General features: G+C 60.4%; 15 protein-coding genes. All 15 read left to right on the plus strand.

The genetic code is table 11. The features are described 5' to 3' along the window. The first annotated feature begins 387 nt into the window (after positions 1-387). The 15 genes from tssA (at position 388) to tssK (ending at position 16,914) form a co-directional block, all read left to right on the plus strand. Positions 388-1,950 (plus strand): type VI secretion system protein TssA, encoded by a 1,563-nt coding sequence (gene tssA, locus ACM6HV_RS08130; protein WP_047297308.1) that lies wholly within the window; start codon positions 388-390, stop codon positions 1,948-1,950. Positions 1,951-1,982: 32 nt separating this feature from the next. After that, positions 1,983-2,486 carry a type VI secretion system contractile sheath small subunit gene (gene tssB / locus ACM6HV_RS08135; RefSeq protein WP_003229587.1) on the plus strand — a complete coding sequence of 168 codons (504 nt, stop codon included), beginning with the start codon at positions 1,983-1,985 and terminating at the stop codon, positions 2,484-2,486. A gap of 25 nt (positions 2,487-2,511) precedes the next feature. Further along, on the plus strand, positions 2,512-3,987 hold the full coding sequence (tssC, locus tag ACM6HV_RS08140) for a type VI secretion system contractile sheath large subunit (protein ID WP_003229584.1): 1,476 nt from the start codon (positions 2,512-2,514) through the stop codon (positions 3,985-3,987). Positions 3,988-3,996: 9 nt separating this feature from the next. Further along, positions 3,997-4,404, plus strand: a complete 408-nt coding sequence (gene tssE, locus ACM6HV_RS08145; protein WP_041071603.1) for a type VI secretion system baseplate subunit TssE — start codon at positions 3,997-3,999, stop codon at positions 4,402-4,404. A gap of 11 nt (positions 4,405-4,415) precedes the next feature. Continuing rightward, the gene (locus ACM6HV_RS08150) at positions 4,416-4,940 is read left to right on the plus strand and encodes a PAAR domain-containing protein (RefSeq protein ID WP_145593725.1); all 525 of its coding nucleotides are present in this window, start codon (positions 4,416-4,418) and stop codon (positions 4,938-4,940) included. 61 nt (positions 4,941-5,001) lie between these two features. Further along, positions 5,002-5,940 carry a DUF6402 family protein gene (locus tag ACM6HV_RS08155; protein ID WP_414903940.1) on the plus strand — a complete coding sequence of 313 codons (939 nt, stop codon included), beginning with the start codon at positions 5,002-5,004 and terminating at the stop codon, positions 5,938-5,940. Next, a complete protein-coding gene (locus ACM6HV_RS08160; protein WP_414903941.1) occupies positions 5,940-6,353 on the plus strand; it encodes a hypothetical protein in 414 nt (137 codons plus the stop codon). Before ACM6HV_RS08155 ends, ACM6HV_RS08160 begins: the two co-directional genes overlap by 1 nt. 94 nt (positions 6,354-6,447) lie before the next feature. Then, positions 6,448-8,235, plus strand: a complete 1,788-nt coding sequence (gene tssF / locus ACM6HV_RS08165) for a type VI secretion system baseplate subunit TssF (protein WP_121182770.1) — start codon at positions 6,448-6,450, stop codon at positions 8,233-8,235. Continuing rightward, positions 8,199-9,206: a type VI secretion system baseplate subunit TssG gene (tssG, locus tag ACM6HV_RS08170; RefSeq protein ID WP_003229570.1), complete on the plus strand. Its 1,008-nt coding sequence runs from the start codon at positions 8,199-8,201 to the stop codon at positions 9,204-9,206. Before tssF ends, tssG begins: the two co-directional genes overlap by 37 nt. A gap of 11 nt (positions 9,207-9,217) precedes the next feature. Beyond that, a complete protein-coding gene (gene tssH / locus ACM6HV_RS08175) occupies positions 9,218-11,875 on the plus strand; it encodes a type VI secretion system ATPase TssH (protein WP_414903942.1) in 2,658 nt (885 codons plus the stop codon). Between the two features lie 10 nt (positions 11,876-11,885). After that, positions 11,886-13,406 carry a sigma-54 interaction domain-containing protein gene (locus ACM6HV_RS08180; RefSeq protein WP_414903943.1) on the plus strand — a complete coding sequence of 507 codons (1,521 nt, stop codon included), beginning with the start codon at positions 11,886-11,888 and terminating at the stop codon, positions 13,404-13,406. A 315-nt stretch (positions 13,407-13,721) separates the two neighbouring features. Next, positions 13,722-13,862, plus strand: a complete 141-nt coding sequence (locus ACM6HV_RS08185; RefSeq protein ID WP_003229566.1) for a hypothetical protein — start codon at positions 13,722-13,724, stop codon at positions 13,860-13,862. An 18-nt stretch (positions 13,863-13,880) separates the two neighbouring features. Then, positions 13,881-15,074 carry a type VI secretion system-associated FHA domain protein TagH gene (tagH, locus tag ACM6HV_RS08190; protein ID WP_414903944.1) on the plus strand — a complete coding sequence of 398 codons (1,194 nt, stop codon included), beginning with the start codon at positions 13,881-13,883 and terminating at the stop codon, positions 15,072-15,074. Positions 15,075-15,079: 5 nt separating this feature from the next. Further along, on the plus strand, positions 15,080-15,580 hold the full coding sequence (gene tssJ / locus ACM6HV_RS08195) for a type VI secretion system lipoprotein TssJ (RefSeq protein ID WP_007962325.1): 501 nt from the start codon (positions 15,080-15,082) through the stop codon (positions 15,578-15,580). Between the two features lie 2 nt (positions 15,581-15,582). After that, positions 15,583-16,914, plus strand: coding sequence for a type VI secretion system baseplate subunit TssK (tssK, locus tag ACM6HV_RS08200; RefSeq protein WP_007962327.1), 1,332 nt, complete (start codon positions 15,583-15,585; stop codon positions 16,912-16,914). The last annotated feature ends 2 nt before the right edge of the window (positions 16,915-16,916 follow it).

A 16,916-nucleotide genomic window follows, 5' to 3' on the forward strand; every position in this document is an offset into this window, starting at 1 on the left:
GCATTTTCGGAAGAGTCCTACTTCCATTTTTTTCGAGAGTTGTCATGCTTGCCGCCGTGTATTGGGACGGGTGTTCGAGGCGATTCGCACAGAGCGGGTTGGGCCGCTCTGGATCAAGGGTTCTGAGGGGGCGAGGCAAATGCGCGCAATATAATTCGCCATCAGGGATTCCCCTGCCATATATAGGGCGATCTCTTACACACCCCACTGAACACTTCGTCTTGTTGTTTAATCAGATGCTTGCTAGTGGCCATCATAGTGATTACGATGCGCCCACTTGAAAGAGCACATCTCAATTGGATGAGTCGCTTCACCGCTCTTCGATACTGTCCCGCGCCGCGGTAACTCCAATAGGCGCCTGACTGTAATCCTGAATAAAGGCCATGGATGTCCTACTCAAGCAAACTTTCCGCCCATTACCTCGAACTCGCAAAAGTCTCTGTTTCCAAAGAGAATTTCGCGGGCGAAGACGTTCGTTTTTCGAGCGAATTCGAGGCGCTGGAAAGCGAGCTGGCCAAAGCCTCGTCGATGCACGAAAGCGGGCAGATCGACTGGCTGAAAATCCGCGAAAACAGCGAAAACCTGCTGCGTACCCAATCCAAGGATTTGCGTGTCGGCGCCTGGCTGACCTGGTCGTTGTACCAGCGCGAATCCTTCCCCGGGCTGCTGGCTGGCCTCGGTCTGCTGCACCATCTGTCGGAAAACCACTGGGCCGACGTTCACCCGCTCAAACCGCGTACCCGTGCCGCCGCCATCGGCTGGCTGGTGCCGCGCCTGGAGCAGGTGCTCACCGAAAACATCGCGATCAAGGAACAGCTGCCGATGTTCCGGCAGTTGTCCGAGCATCTGGCCGGTCTCGATGCCGCGTGCACCGAACATTTGGGCGACGATGCGCCGCTGCTGTTGCCGCTCTCGCGTCGCCTGAAAACCATGATCCAGCGTGCCGCCGACAATCAGCCGGCCCCCGGTGTGGTGGGCGCAGCAGTGGCGCAGGTCAAGCAGGCCGCAAGCCAGTTGCTGACCCCCGGCGCACCGATCGACAACGAAAAAGACGCCTACAAGGCTCTGCGCGCCCAGCAGGAAAGCGCGCGTCCGTTGTGTGCCTGGTGGCTCAAACAGAAAGCCACCGACCTGCGCGCCTTGCGTCTGAACCGCACTTTGCTGTGGCTGCCGATCGACGCGGTGCCCGAGCGCAACGCCGAGCAGATCACCGTGTTGCGCGGTCTGCCGGTGGACAAACTCAAGCAGTATCAGGATCGCTTCGATCAAGGCAAATACGCCGACCTGCTGGTGGAACTGGAGGCGAGCCTGGCGAAGGCGCCGTTCTGGTTCGACGGCCAGAGGATGGTCTGGGAATGTCTCCAGAACCTCAACGCCGAGATGGCAATGCGCGAAGTGGAAATCCACTTCGCGCTTTTGGTTCAGCGCCTGCCCGGCATCATCGAATGTCGCTTCCATGACGGCGCGCCGTTTGCCGATCCGTCCACCCGGGCGTGGATCGCCGGCAATGTCATGCCGCACCTGCAAAGCGCCAGCGCGCCGCGCAAGGTCGAAACCGACGACGTCGAAACCCAGCCCGCCTGGGAAAAAGCCCTGCAGGACGTGCTGCCGCTGCTGCGCAAGGAAGGTCTCAAGCCTGCCGTGCAGATTCTCAAGCAAGGCTTGCAAACGGCCCACGGTGGACGCGAGCGGTTCTTCTGGCAGTTCGCCCTCGCGCGGCTGTGCTTCATGGCCAAGAAATACGAACTGGCCAAGAACCAGCTCGAAACCCTCGATCAGACATTACAGGACTCAGGCCTGCACGCCTGGGAGCCCGATCTTGCATTGGAAGTGCTGCACCTGCTGCACAGTTGCTGCGAGCTGTTGCCGCAGAACCATGCAGTGCGTGAACGCAAGGAAGAGATTTATCGCAGGCTGTGCCACCTCGATCTCGAAGTGGTACTCGAATAGGCCCCAGGGCCACAACCGCAAGGAGAAAAGCCATGGCCAAAGAAGGCTCGGTAGCCCCCAAGGAACGCATCAACGTCACCTTCAAACCCGCCACCGGCGGTGCTCAGGAAGAGATTGAACTGCCGCTGAAGCTGCTGGCAATCGGTGACTACACCCACCGCAAGGACGATCGCAAAATCGAAGATCGCAAGCCGATCAGCATCGACAAGATGACCTTCGACGAAGTGTTGGCCAAGCAAGAACTGGGTCTGACGCTGAGCGTGCCGAACCGTCTGCAGGAAGATGGCGAGGCCGACGAGCTGGCTGTGCAATTGCGCGTCAATTCGATGAAGGACTTCAACCCGGCCAGCCTGGTCGAGCAAGTGCCTGAGCTGAAAAAACTGATGGAACTGCGCGATGCGCTGGTGGCCCTCAAAGGCCCGCTGGGTAACGCACCTGCGTTCCGTAAAGCGATCGAAGGCGTGCTCGCCGACGACGAATCCCGCGGTCGCGTACTCGGTGAGCTGGGCCTGAACGCCGCAGCCCCGGACGCCTGAGACTCCAGCCAAGGAAGCCAACACAATGAGCACTAGCGCAGCACAAGAGAAGAGCGCCGAAAGCGGCGAATACAGCATTCTCGACAGCATCATCGCCGAAACCCGTCTGACCCCGGACGACGAAGCCTACGACATCGCCAAGCGTGGCGTGTCGGCGTTCATCGAAGAACTGCTCAAGCCGCAGAACAACGGTGAGCCGGTCAAGAAGGCCATGGTTGACCGCATGATCGCCGAGATCGATGCCAAGCTCAGCCGTCAGATGGACGAGATCCTGCACCACCCGGACTTCCAGGCTCTGGAATCGTCGTGGCGTGGCCTGCAGTTGCTGGTCGACCGCACCAACTTCCGCGAAAACATCAAGATCGAAATCCTCAACGTCTCCAAAGAAGACCTGCTGGACGATTTCGAAGACTCGCCGGAAGTCATGCAGTCGGGCCTGTACAAGCACATCTACACCGCAGAATACGGCCAGTTCGGTGGTCAGCCGGTGGGCGCGATCATCGCCAACTACTTCATGTCCCCAAGCTCGCCGGACGTGAAACTGATGCAGTACGTGGCCAGCGTTTCCTGCATGTCCCACGCGCCGTTCATCGCCGCGGCCGGCCCGAAATTCTTCGGTCTGGAAAGCTTCACCGGCCTGCCGGATCTGAAAGATCTGAAAGACCACTTCGAAGGCCCGCAATTCGCCAAATGGCAGAGCTTCCGTACTTCGGAAGACTCCCGCTACGTTGGCCTGACCGTGCCGCGTTTCCTGCTGCGTAACCCGTACGATCCGGAAGAAAACCCGGTGAAATCGTTCGTGTACAAGGAAACCGTTGCCAACAGCCACGAGCACTACCTGTGGGGCAACACCGCGTTCGCGTTCGGCACCAAGCTGACCGACAGCTTCGCCAAATTCCGCTGGTGCCCGAACATCATCGGCCCACAGAGCGGTGGCGCGGTTGAAGATCTGCCGTTGCACCACTTCGAAAGCATGGGCGAAATCGAAACCAAGATCCCGACCGAGGTTCTGGTTTCCGACCGTCGTGAATACGAACTGGCCGAGGAAGGCTTCATCTCCCTGACCATGCGCAAAGGCTCCGACAACGCGGCGTTCTTCTCCGCCAGCTCGGTGCAGAAGCCGAAGTTCTTCGGCATCAGCGCAGAAGGCAAGGCTGCAGAGCTGAACTACAAGCTCGGCACCCAACTGCCGTACATGATGATCGTCAACCGCCTGGCTCACTACTTGAAAGTGCTGCAGCGCGAGCAACTCGGTTCGTGGAAAGAGCGTACCGACCTCGAGCTGGAACTGAACAAGTGGATCCGCCAGTACGTCGCCGACCAGGAAAACCCGAGCGCCGAAGTGCGTGGCCGTCGTCCGCTGCGCGCTGCGCAAGTGATCGTCAGCGACGTTGAAGGCGAGCCGGGCTGGTACCGCGTCAGCTTGAACGTACGTCCGCACTTCAAGTACATGGGTGCCGATTTCACCCTGTCGCTGGTTGGCAAGCTGGACAAAGAGTAAGAGCGACTCATGGACGGATACGGCAGCCTCTTCGAACGCCTCAACGGCGACGCGGAACTACGCAAGGGCAACAGCCTTGAGGCTTGTGCCATGGCGTCAGTGGCTGCCCATCTGGCCAAAATGCTCAGCACCCGGGCCGGCAGCGTGCAAACGCTGGCCGACTACGGGTTGCCCGATCTCAATGACATGCGTCTGAGCCTGCACGACTCCCTGAGTCAGGCCCGTCTGGCCATCGAAAACTTCATCGAAGCCTACGAGCCGCGCCTGAGCAACGTGCGTGTCATTTCCCTGCCGCGTGACCACGACCAGCTGCGGCTGGCCTTCAGCATCGAAGGCCTGCTGGAAGTCGAGGGTTTCAAGCGTCAGGTCAGTTTTTCCGCGCGCCTGGATGGCAGCGGTCAAGTGAAGGTCACCTAAGGAGATTCCCGATGTCTGGCAAACCCGCAGCACGCGTATCCGACCCCACCGCTTGCCCACTTCCTGGCCACGGTACCAACCCGATCGCCGCCGGTTCCGGCGACGTGTTCTTCGACGGCCTCGCGGCCGCCCGCCAAGGCGATGCCTCGGCGTGTGGTGGTGCGTTGGTCGGCGATCTGGCGACCACGGTTTTGATCAATGGCAAACCGGCTGCCACGGTTGATTCGGTGGGAACCCATGGCAACAAGGTCACGGCGGGGTCCGGGACGGTGATTATCGGCAATTCGCATTCGCCGGCGCCGTTTGTGCCGCCTTTGCCGGTGGAGATCAAATGGCCGTTCGATGAGCACTTTACGATCAATTGCCAGGACACAGGCAAGCCAATGGCGGGTGTGGCGTACACATTGAAAACCGCTTCGGGAAAGATCATTAACGGTGTTACCAGTGCTGATGGAAAAACGCAGAAAATTTCTTCCGCTCAGGCCGAGGCGGTGGAATTAATAATTGAACAACAAACTGAAGTGATGATTGGCTGAGTGCTTGGCTGGTTTTTATACGTGAGCTTCGGTTTCTAAGGTTTGAAGTAAGGACGTTTATATGGCAGACACGGTAGTAGCATCCAGCCTCACCCCAGCGAGTAACAAAGCTGGGCAGTCTACTGTTGTTCGTCTTTTTAAAGTTACCGATATTCCTGCTGCCATGGACAAAATGAAATGGCCGGTTGCCGCCGCATTGATGCGTCACTGGTTTAATGGTGCCCCTTGGAAGAACGCCAGTGGCGGAATGGAAAAAGAAGAAAAAGAACGTGTGAGGCCGGTGCCCGATCAGTATATCGAAGAAAATATAGTGAAGATGGACTGGGTGCTGAAATTCAAGAAGCCTGAAGAAACGCGTAAAGTTCTTAAAGCGGCGTGGAATAATGAAAAAGCCATGCCAGAAATAAGCACCAAGATACTCCGTGCATTTGGAAAGTCGGGTCCTGGTTGTTATCCAGTTAAATTTAACGGCAAGGGGCGCGCAGCCGAAAAGTTCGGTTATTTTAACTCGCGTGCAGTTAACTTCAGTCAGTTGGGTGGTGGTGAACTCGATGAGCTGCGCGGAGCTTTGGCGAACTTCAATATGCGAGTTATCGCAGAAGGCGTTGTCAACGTCTTTGACAGGAAAGTCGTGTTCGTTGCCGATCGCCTGGGTTACTACGTTGAAGACAATTACGATTTTAACGATGGTGATGATTTCATCAGTCAGCCACTCGGATTCTGGAATTTCGATGGCGTCGCCGGGGTAATGGACGCCAATGCGCAAAATATGGCAATCGATCAGGAAACTGCAGGTATCGCTCGGTCATCCATATTCGGAATGAGCGAGGCGGCAGAAAAGCGGTTTGTCGAAGCTGCGAATAAACGATATTTCTTTATCCAGAACAAGCATTTTGTGGAATACAGGAAGCTTTACTCAAAAGGCGGGGATTTCAAGCTGTTCTCCGATATTTTTTATGAAAATATTAATCCTGTGACTATTGAGTTGGTGAAAAATTGATGCGCGCCAAAAAGATTGTCCTGCTCCTCGGCTTTTTGCTGGTCGTGATTGTTTTTTTTGCTGTTTCCATGAACGGTATTATTAAGCGTCAGGCGAGCAGTTCTGTAGTAAGCGAATCAGGGAACTATTTGATTGAAAATGTGCCCGTCAGAGGTTTGCTTGTGCCTTTTGATGATTTGTCATACTTGCGAATTACCGACAAGAGAGACTCGAACGCAGTATTTCGATCGCCTTTATATTCTCGCGGTACTGTAGATATGACTGCCCATGAAGATAATGTAATTGTGGGTATCGTATGGATCGATTTTTACAAGCGCGATCAACATTTTGGTATCAGAGTTCCGGAGTGGAGACCGCATTGGCTCAACGCTTTTATCAGTAACACCCCTTATGAAATTGCTGAGGGCGATTAGGGGAGAGCCAAGTCGCCGGCATGACATGAACACCGCTATCCGTCCGTTCTACAGGGTGTGTTTTTGATGAGTTCCACTACCAGGCAGGTAACCCGTGTCCTTTAACCACTACTACCAAAGCGAACTCACCGCACTGCGCCAACTCGGTCGCCGTTTCGCCGAACGTAGTCCGGCGTTGGCGCCGTTCCTGGGCCAGGCCGGGCGGGATCCGGATGTGGAGCGGTTGCTGGAAGGTTTTGCGTTCTTAACCGGGCGTCTGCGGCAGAAGCTCGATGACGAGCTGCCGGAGCTCAGCCATTCGCTGATGCAACTGCTGTGGCCGAACTACATGCGCCCGCTGCCGGCGTTCAGCATTCTGCAGTTTGATCCGCTGAAGCGTTCCGGGCCGGCGCTGGTGGTCGAGCGCGATACGCCGATTGAAAGCAAACCGATCGAAGACGTGCGTTGCCGCTTCCGCACCTGCTACCCGACCGAAGTCCTGCCGCTGGATCTGGCGGCGCTGAACTACTCGGTGAAGGGCGACGGTTCGCTGCTCAGCCTGCGTCTGGAAATGAGCGCCGACGGCCACCTCGGTGAGCTGGAACTGAGCAAGCTGCGCCTGCACTTTGCCGGCGAACGCTACATCAGCCAGATGCTGTATCTGAGTCTGCTGCGCAACCTGGAAGGCATCGAACTGATCCCGCTCGACGGCGCCGGCAAGCCAATCGATGGCGTGGCCGGCAAACCGATGGCGTTCAAGATTCCCGGTGACCGGGTCAAGCCAGTGGGTTTTGCCGAAGAAGAAGCGTTGATCCCGTATCCGCTGAACACTTTCCGTGGCTATCGCTACCTGCAGGAATACTTCGCCTTCCAGGACAAGTTCCTGTTCGTCGACGTCAACGGTCTGGACATCCTCAAGGCGCTGCCGGAAGACACGCTCAAGCAGATGCGCGGCCTGGAATTGCGTTTCGATATCCGCAAGAGCGGGATCATGCGCATGCGGCCGACCCTGGATAACGTGAAGCTGTTCTGCACGCCGATTGCCAACCTGTTTGCGCACGATGCGCTGCCGATCCGCCTCGACGGCAAACAGGATGAATACCTGCTACTGCCAGCGGAATACGATCTGGAAAACTGCGGCGTGTTCTCGGTGGAAACCGTCACCGGCTGGAAGCCCGGCGGCCTCGGTTATCAGGAGTACGTGCCGTTCGAGTCGTTCGAGCACGACCCGAGTTTCGACGTGCCCAACAGCCGTCCGCATTACAGCATCCGCCAGCGTTCGTCCTTGCTGCATGACGGCCTCGACACCTACCTGAGCTTCGGCATCCGCCACACCGAAGCCCACGAAACCCTGTCGATCGAGTTGATGTGCACCAACCAGAACCTGCCGCGCAAGCTCAAGCTCGGCGACATCTGCATGGCCTGTGAAGAGACCCCGGAGTTCCTCAGTTTCCGCAACATCACCCCGGCCACGTCGAGCTTTGCGCCGCCGCTGAACCGTGACTTCCTGTGGAAGCTGATCAGCAACATGTCGCTCAACTATCTGTCGCTGGCCGACGTCAACGCGTTGAAGGTGATTCTCGAAACCTACGACCTGCCGCGCTATTACGACCAGCACGCGGAGAAGGTCAGCAAACGCCTGCTCGGCGGCCTCAAACACATCAAGCACCACCACGTCGACCGGCTGCACCGTGGCTTGCCGGTGCGCGGTCTGCGCACCGAACTGACCATCGACCCGGAAGGGTATATCGGCGAAGGCGACCTGTTCGTTTTTGCCTCGGTTCTTAACGAGTTTTTCGCGCTTTACGCCAGTCTCAATTCGTACCACGAGCTGCGGGTAAAAAGCACACAGGGAGAGGTGTACCAATGGACACCACGTATGGGCCTGCAGCCCCTGCTTTAAGCGGGCTGACCAAGGTAATACGCGAGTACTCGCTGTTTCAGGCCGTGCTGCTGGTGATCGACCGGCTGCGCGAGGCGCACCCGTACCTGAGCGAAGACGATCTGTACGACCAGGTGGAGTTTCAGGCCAACCCGAGCCTGGGCTTTCCGCGCAGCGACGTCGATCGCGTGGAGTTTTTCGAAGAGCACGGGCAGATGCGCGCGCGCATGCGTTTCAACCTGATCGGCCTGGTCGGCTCCGGTTCGCCGCTGCCGGCGTTCTACGGCGAGCAGGCGCTGGGCGACAGCGAGGACGGCAACCCGACGCGCAACTTCCTCGACCTGTTCCACCATCGCCTGCAACGGCTGATGCTGCCGATCTGGCGCAAGTACCGTTATCGCGCCAGCTTCCAGAGTGGCGCGATCGACCCGTTTTCGTCGCAGCTGTTCGCGCTGATCGGTCTGGGTGGCGACGAGATCCGCAAGGCCAAGGAACTGAACTGGAAGCGCCTGCTGCCATACCTCGGTTTGCTCAGCTTGCGCGCGCACTCGGCGGCGCTGATCGAAGCCGTGCTGCGTTACTACTTCAAGCACGAAGACCTGGTCATCGAGCAGTGCATCGAGCGCCGCGTGGAGATCCTCGACGAGCAGCGCAACCGCCTCGGTCGCGCCAACAGCCTGCTCGGTGAAGACCTGGTGCTGGGCGAGCAGGTGCGCGACCGCAGCGGCAAATTCCGCATTCACATCACCGAACTTGACTGGGAGCGATTCCACGAATTCCTGCCGATCGGTTTCGGTTACCAGCCGCTGTGCGCGCTGGTGCGGTTCACCCTGCGTGACCCGCTCGATTACGACATTCGCCTGGTGCTGCGCCCGGAAGAAATCCGCGAACTGCGCATTGGTGAGAAGAACGACTGTCGCCTGGGATGGACCAGTTGGCTGGGCTGCGAAAAAGCAGACGGCGTGGTCACTCTGGGCAGCAAAATTCATTAAGGACGTGAGCCATGATCAACGTAGACCTGCAACAACTCATCCAGGCGCTGGACGCCGAAACCCGTCGTGACCTGGAACGTTCGGCCGAACGTTGCGTGGCCCGTGGCGGCAGCAAGATCCTCGTCGAAGACCTGTTGCTGGGTTTGCTGGAACGTCCGAACGGCTTGCTCTCGCGCGCCTTGCAGGATGCAGACGTCGACGCTGGTGAACTGAGCGCCGCACTGCAATCTCGCGTTGAGCACAGTGCCTCGCGCAACCCGGTGTTCGCCCCGGAACTGGTGCAGTGGCTGCAAGACGCGCTGCTGGTGGCCAACCTTGAACTGGGCCAGACCCAGGTCGAAGACGCCGCACTGATCCTCGCGCTGCTGCGTAACCCGATGCGCTACGCCGGCAGCCGTTACCAGCCGCTGCTCGCCAAGTTGAACATTGATCGCCTGAAGGAATTTGCCCTGTCGCAACAGGAGCAACCGGCCGCCAGCGGCAAGCCGGCGGCGCAGGGCGAATCGCTGCTGCAGCGCTTCACCCACAACCTGACGCAACAGGCGCGCGACGGCAAACTCGACCCGGTGCTGTGCCGCGATGGCGCGATCCGGCAGATGGTCGACATCCTTGCCCGTCGCCGCAAGAACAACCCGATCGTGGTCGGTGAGGCCGGTGTCGGTAAGACCGCCATCGTCGAAGGCCTGGCCTCGCGCATCGCTGCCGGTGAAGTGCCGCAGGTGCTCAAGGGCGTCGAGCTGCTGTCGCTGGACATGGGCCTGCTGCAGGCCGGTGCCAGCGTTAAAGGTGAATTCGAGCGGCGTCTCAAAGGCGTGATCGACGAGGTCAAAGCCTCGCCAAAACCGATCATCCTGTTCATCGACGAAGCCCACACCCTGATCGGCGCGGGCGGCAACGCCGGCGGTTCCGACGCGGCCAACCTGCTGAAACCGGCGCTGGCCCGTGGTGAACTGCGCACCATCGCCGCCACCACTTGGGCCGAGTACAAGAAATACTTCGAGAAAGACCCGGCGCTGGCCCGTCGTTTCCAACCGGTGCAGTTGCACGAACCGACCGTCAGCGAAGCGGTGACCATTCTCCGTGGTCTGGCGCAGGTCTACGAGAAGAGCCACGGCATCTACCTGCGCGATGACGCGGTGGTCTCTGCTGCCGAGCTGTCCGCCCGCTATCTGGCCGGTCGGCAGTTGCCGGACAAAGCCGTCGACGTCCTCGACACCGCGTGTGCCCGTGTGCGCATCAGCCTCGCCGCCGCCCCGGAAAGCCTCGAACGCCTGCGTGGCGAACTGGCTGAGGGTGGTCGCCAGCGTCAGGCTCTGCGTCGCGATGCCGAGGCTGGTCTGTTGATCGACCACGAAGCGTTGGATGCACTGGAAGCGCGGCTCGACGAAGCCGAAAGCGAAAGGGTCGCGCTGGAAAGTCTGTGGACCGAACAGAAGCAACTGGCCGAGCGCCTGCTGGAACTGCGTCAGCAACTGGCCAAGGCCCGCGAAGCTGCCGCTGTCGAGCCGACCGTCAGCGTTGAAGAAGACGCCGAAGGCACGGTGATCGAAACCATCGCCGCCGAGGTCGAGGAAGGCCAGAGCGTCGAAGCGCTGGAAGCCCAGCTCAACGAAACCCACAGCGCCCTGACCGCGGCTCAAGTCAAAGAGCGTCTGGTCAGCTTCGAAGTCTGCCCGCGTCTGGTGGCCGAAGTGATCAGTGCCTGGACCGGCGTGCCGCTGGCGCAACTGGCCCGCGAACACAACGCCAAGGTCGCCAGCTTCGCTACCGATCTGCGCACGCGCATCCGGGGTCAGGAACAAGCCGTGCACGCGCTGGATCGGTCGATGCGCGCCACTGCTGCCGGCCTGAACAAACCGGATGCGCCGGTCGGCGTGTTCCTGCTGGTCGGCCCGAGCGGCGTCGGCAAGACCGAAACCGCGCTGGCTCTGGCTGACCTGCTGTACGGCGGCGACCGTTTCATCACCACCATCAACATGTCCGAATTCCAGGAGAAGCACACCGTCTCGCGTCTGATCGGTGCGCCACCGGGCTACGTCGGTTACGGCGAGGGCGGCATGCTCACCGAAGCGGTGCGCCAGAAGCCGTACTCGGTGGTTCTGCTCGATGAAGTCGAGAAGGCCGATCCGGACGTGCTCAACCTGTTCTACCAAATCTTCGACAAAGGTGTGGCCAACGACGGCGAAGGTCGCGAGATCGACTTCCGCAACACCTTGATCCTGATGACCTCGAACCTTGGTAGCGACAAGATCAGCGACCTCTGCGAAGACGGCGCCCGCCCGACCGCCGAGCTGCTCGAAGAGACCATTCGCCCGGTGCTGAGCAAACACTTCAAACCGGCGCTGCTGGCGCGGATGAAAGTGGTGCCGTACTACCCGGTCGGCGGCCCGGTATTGCGCGAGCTGATCGAGATCAAACTCGGTCGTCTCGGCGAGCGCCTCAATCGCCGTCAGCTGGATTTCAGCTGGTGCCAGAACCTCGTCGATCATCTGTCCGAGCGCTGCACGCAAAGCGAAAGCGGCGCGCGTCTGATCGACCATCTGCTCGATCAGCACGTGCTGCCGTTGGTAGCTGACCGCTTGCTCGATGCAATGGCCACCGGTGAAAGCCTCAAGCGTGTGCATGCCACGCTCGACGGCAACGCCAGCGTGACGTGCGAGTTCGCCTGAGGTGGGTGTGATGTTCACTCAAGTGCCGCAGCCTCTGGTCTATGCCGAAGCCTTGCTGGCGCAGTTCGCCAGCCTGTCGCGCGCGGCGGACGGTGCTGCGCTGCTGGGTGACTTCGTGCGCGGGTTGGCCGAGTTGAGCGGCTGTGAACTGACGCAGCTGTACCTGCTCGACGCCACCCACACCTGTCTGGGGATGAACGCCGAATGCCTCGACGGCGCGCTGCAACCGCGCGCCGCCACCAGCCTCCCGGCGGACTACAACGGTGAGCAGCTGCTGCAGTTTGCCCTGTGTCAGAACCGCGTGGTGTGCCTTGACGACCTGAGCGGCAGCCTGCACGAGACCAGTTTTCTGCCGGCTGCGGCGACACCGTGGCAATCGCTGCTGTGCGTGCCGCTGGTCAATCAGCACAAAGCGGTCGAAGGCTTGTTGCTGTGCGCCAGCCGTCGCCGTGTGGACTTGCAAGGCTTTGCCGATTCGCTCGGTCAGCTCGGCTCGTTCGTGCTCGGTCAATTGCACTTGCTGCAGCGTCTGCGCCAGCCGCTGGCCGAGTCGGCCACGGTGGCGCGCAGTGTGCCGAGCATCAGTGGTTATGGCTTGATCGGCAAAAGCGCCGCCATGCGCCAGACCCACTCGCTGATCAGCAAAGTCCTGCACAGCCCGTACACCGTGCTATTGCGCGGCGAAACCGGGACCGGCAAGGAAGTCGTCGCCCGGGCGATTCACGATTGCGGCCCGCGTCGCTCTCAGGCGTTCATCGTGCAGAACTGCGCGGCCGTCCCGGAAAACCTGCTGGAAAGCGAGCTGTTCGGCTATCGCAAAGGCGCCTTCACCGGCGCTGATCGTGACCGCGCGGGGCTGTTCGATGCGGCCAACGGCGGCACGTTGTTGCTCGACGAAATCGGCGACATGCCGCTGTCGTTGCAGGCGAAGATTCTGCGCGTGTTGCAGGAAGGCGAAATTCGCCCGCTGGGCTCCAACGACACGCACAAGATCGACGTGCGCATCATTGCCGCGACGCACCGCGATCTGTCGACGCTGGTCAGCGAAGGCAAATTCCGCGAGGACCTGTATTACCGCCTCGCGCAGTTCCCGATCGAGCTGCCGGCCCTGCGTCAGCGCGAAGGCGACATCCTCGAACTGGCTCAGCACTTTGCCGACAAGACCTGCGCGTATTTGCAGCGCGACCCGGTGCGCTGGTCGAGCGCGGCGCTGGAGCACCTGTCCGGCTACACCTTCCCCGGCAACGTGCGCGAACTCAAGGCACTGGTCGAACGCGCGGTGCTGTTGTGCGAGGGCGGCGAGTTGCTGGCCGAGCATTTCTCCCTGCGCATGGAGCCGATGCCCGAAGACCATAGCGGCCTGAATCTGCGCGAACGTCTGGAAAAGGTCGAACGCACGTTGTTGCTCGATTGCCTGCGCAAGAACGACGGCAACCAGACCCTCGCTGCCCGCGAACTGGGCTTGCCGCGCCGCACCCTGCTGTACCGCCTCGGGCGGTTGAATATCAATTTGGGTGACTTCGATGGTTGACCTGAAGAAGTGCTCTGGATCGGAATATTCCCCTGTGGCGAGGGAGCTTGCTCCCGCTCGGCTGCGCAGCAGTCGCAACCCGATGAGCTCGGTTTCCCTGTGGCACCGCAGTGTCTGGTTTTGGGGCTGCTGCGCACCCCGGCGGGAGCAAGCTCCCTCACCACAAATTGCTCACTTGCCACAGGAGGTGCGTACGCCTCGCTGGTCTGGCTCAAGGCCCCGATGCAGAGCCTTCGAGACCGCCCAAAGAATTAATTTCAGCGCCGCCCGCAAGGGTCGGCGCTTTGTGCTTTGTCTACCCCTGGAGACCCTCTGATGTCTGTTCGTCACTGGCACGCTGTCCTGCTGACCCTCGTCGTTCTATGCGGCCTCGGCGGCTGCAGCGGCAATTACAAATTCAACGACAACGACTATCGCCCGTTGGGTGATCCGCAAGCGGTCAATCGCGGCAAGTGACCGCAAGGAGCATCAAACATGGAATTGGTTTTCGAAATGCTGAACACCAAGCAGTTCGTGCCCACCGAGCTGTGCCAGAAGACCTTCAAACAGGCCGGCGGCGTGATCGGGCGGGGCGAGGACTGCGACTGGATCATTCCTGACCGCAAGCGTCATCTGTCCAATCACCACGCGATTGTCAGCTACCGCGAAGGCACGTTTTTCCTCACCGACACCAGCAGCAACGGGGTTCAGGACGGCGGCAGCGGCGCTCGCCTGCACAAGGGCGAACCGGTGCGCATCGAGCACGGCAGCACCTACGTGCTCGGCGACTTCGAGATTCGTGCACGGCTGGTGCGTGACCCGGCGACCTTCGACGGTGAAGTCGGCCGTCCGCTTGCCGCCGGCAGCATCATTCCGGACGACGCCTTCCTCGACCTCGATCCGCTGAACGCGATCGAACAGCAAGAGCGCGTCTATTCGGAAATCGACGAACTGTTGGCGCCGACCGCCAAGCCCGAGGACTCCCGTCAGCGTGCCGACTATGCACGCATCGACATGGAAAGCCTGATGGTGCCCGAGCTGGTCGCCCCGGTTGAACCCGAGCCTGCTCCGGCCCCGAAAGCCGTCGAGCGTCAGAGCGAGGGTTTCTGGGAGCACTTCGGTGCGGCGCTGGGTGTGGATCTCAAAGGCCTTGATCACGACGCCCGCGAAGCCCTGGCGCTGAACGCCGCGCGGCTGCTGCGCCAGAGCATCGGCGGACTGCAGCAGAGCCTGCGCACCCGTTCGGAGCTGAAAAACGAACTGCGTCTGGCCCAGACCACTGTGCAAGGGACCAACAAGAACCCGCTGAAATTCGCGGTTGATCCGAGCGAAGCGCTGGAGATTCTGTTGCAGCCGCACAAGCCCGGGCACCTGCCGGCCGAGCAGGCGATTTCCCGCGCGTTCCGCGATCTGCAGGCGCATCAGGTGGCCTTGCTGACCGCCAGCCGCGCCGCCGTACGCGGCACCCTCGAGCACTTCTCGCCGGAGCAACTGACCCTGCGTTTCGAGCGCGACAACAAGCCGTTGATCGCCACTTCGGGCGGACGCTGGAGAGCGTTCGGCCGTTACCACCAGGCCCTGCGTCAGGACGATGACTGGAGCGAGCGTCTGCTGGCCCGCGATTTCGCCCAGGCCTACGAAGAACAGATCCGCCTGATTTCTACCCTACACACCGACCACCAAGGATGATGCGCATGTCTCGCCGCTCGACCGCTTTTTTCAAGACGCTGACTGCGCTCACCGTGCTGGTGCTGCTCGCCGGTTGCTCGTCGCTGTCGCCGTACTCGAAAGTGACCAAGATCAACCTGAAGCTGACCGGCAGTGATCAGCTCAACCCGGACCTCAACGGCCGTCCTTCGCCGATCGTGGTGCGTCTGTTCGAACTCAAGCACCCGGTGACCTTCGAGAACGCTGATTTCTTCAGCCTCTACGAGCGCGCCAAGGAATCCCTCAACCCGGATCTGGTGGCCAGCGAAGAACTCGAACTGCGCCCGGGTGAAACCGTGGAAATGAAACTCAGCGTGGAGGAGGGCAGCCGCTACGTCGGCGTTCTCGCTGCGTACCGCGATCTGCCGGAAACCAAGTGGCGCTACACCGTTCAGGTCACCCCACTGGAGCTGACCGAGGCCGATCTGACCCTGGATCAGGCCGGGATCCGCAACACCCATGAAGCGCTCGCCAAGGCGGATGACTGAAGATGAATACCCATAAAGTCATTTGGCAGGAAGGCATGCTGCTGCGGCCGCAGCACTTCCAGCACAACGATCGCTATTACGATCACCAGATGAAAACCCGCACCCAGTTGCTGGGTGGTTACACCTGGGGTTTCCTCAATCTGGAGATCGACCTGCAGTTCCTCAACATGGGCAAACTGGTGATCAGTGCCGCCTCGGGGATCCTGCCGGATGGCAGCCTGTTCGAACTCGGCGGCAACACCGAGCCGCTGGCGCTGGACGTGCCGCCGAACACCGGTAACACGCCGATTTACCTGGCGCTGCCGCTGGTCACCGGGAACCACATCGAAGCGCGCCGTCCGGAGCAGTCCGACGTGCTCGCGCGTTACACCGCGTACGACGCCGAAGTGGCCGACTCCAACGCTGGCGATGATTCCGCCAGCCAGGTCAGCTGTGGTCGCCCGGACTTCAAACTGTTGCTCGGCGAGCAGCAGAGCGATCAGGCCTACGTGAAGTTGAAGATCTGCGACGTGCTCGACACCACGCCGGACGGCGTGATCAGCCTCGACCCGGATTTCGTGCCGACCTACATCCAGGCCCACGCGTCCAGCTATCTGCTGTCGTGCCTGAAAGAAGTCATCAGCATGCTCAACCACCGGGGCGACACGATTGCCGAGCGGATCCGCTCCAACGGCAAGGTCGGTGGTGCGGAAGTCGGCGACTTCATGATGCTGCAACTGATCAACCGTACTGAACTGCTGCTGCGCCACTACCTCGGTCTGGAGCAGGTGCATCCGGAAGAGTTGTATCGCACGCTGCTGACCATGCTCGGCGATCTGGCGACCTTCTCCAGCGACAGCAAACGCCCGCGTCTGGACAGCCGCTATTCCCACGCCGATCAGGGTGCAAGCTTCCGCAAACTGATGGAAGCGATTCGTCAGGTGCTGTCGATGGTGCTGGAACAGCACGCCATCGAACTGATTCTGCAGGCGCGTCAGTACGGGATCATCGTGTCGCCGTTGCACGACCACAAACTGCTCGGCTCGGCGTCGTTCGTGCTGGCGGCGAGCGCCAACTGCGACTCCGAAGAACTGCGCCATCGCTTGCCGGCGCACCTCAAGGTCGGCCCGGTGGAGCGTATCCGCCAACTGGTCAACCTGCACTTGCCGGGGATCAAGGTCAAACCGTTGCCGGTGGCCCCGCGGCAGATCGCGTTCCACTCGAACAAAACCTACTTCATCCTCGAACTCAGTTCCGAAGACCTGGCGCAACTCGAGCGCTCCGGCGGCTTCGCGTTCCACGTGTCCGGCGAATTCGCCGAGCTTGAACTGAAATTCTGGGCCATCAGGAACTGACC

It is taken from the genome of Pseudomonas sp. IT-P260 (assembly GCF_949768395.1).
GTDB classification, from domain to species: Bacteria; Pseudomonadota; Gammaproteobacteria; order Pseudomonadales; family Pseudomonadaceae; genus Aquipseudomonas; species Aquipseudomonas parakoreensis.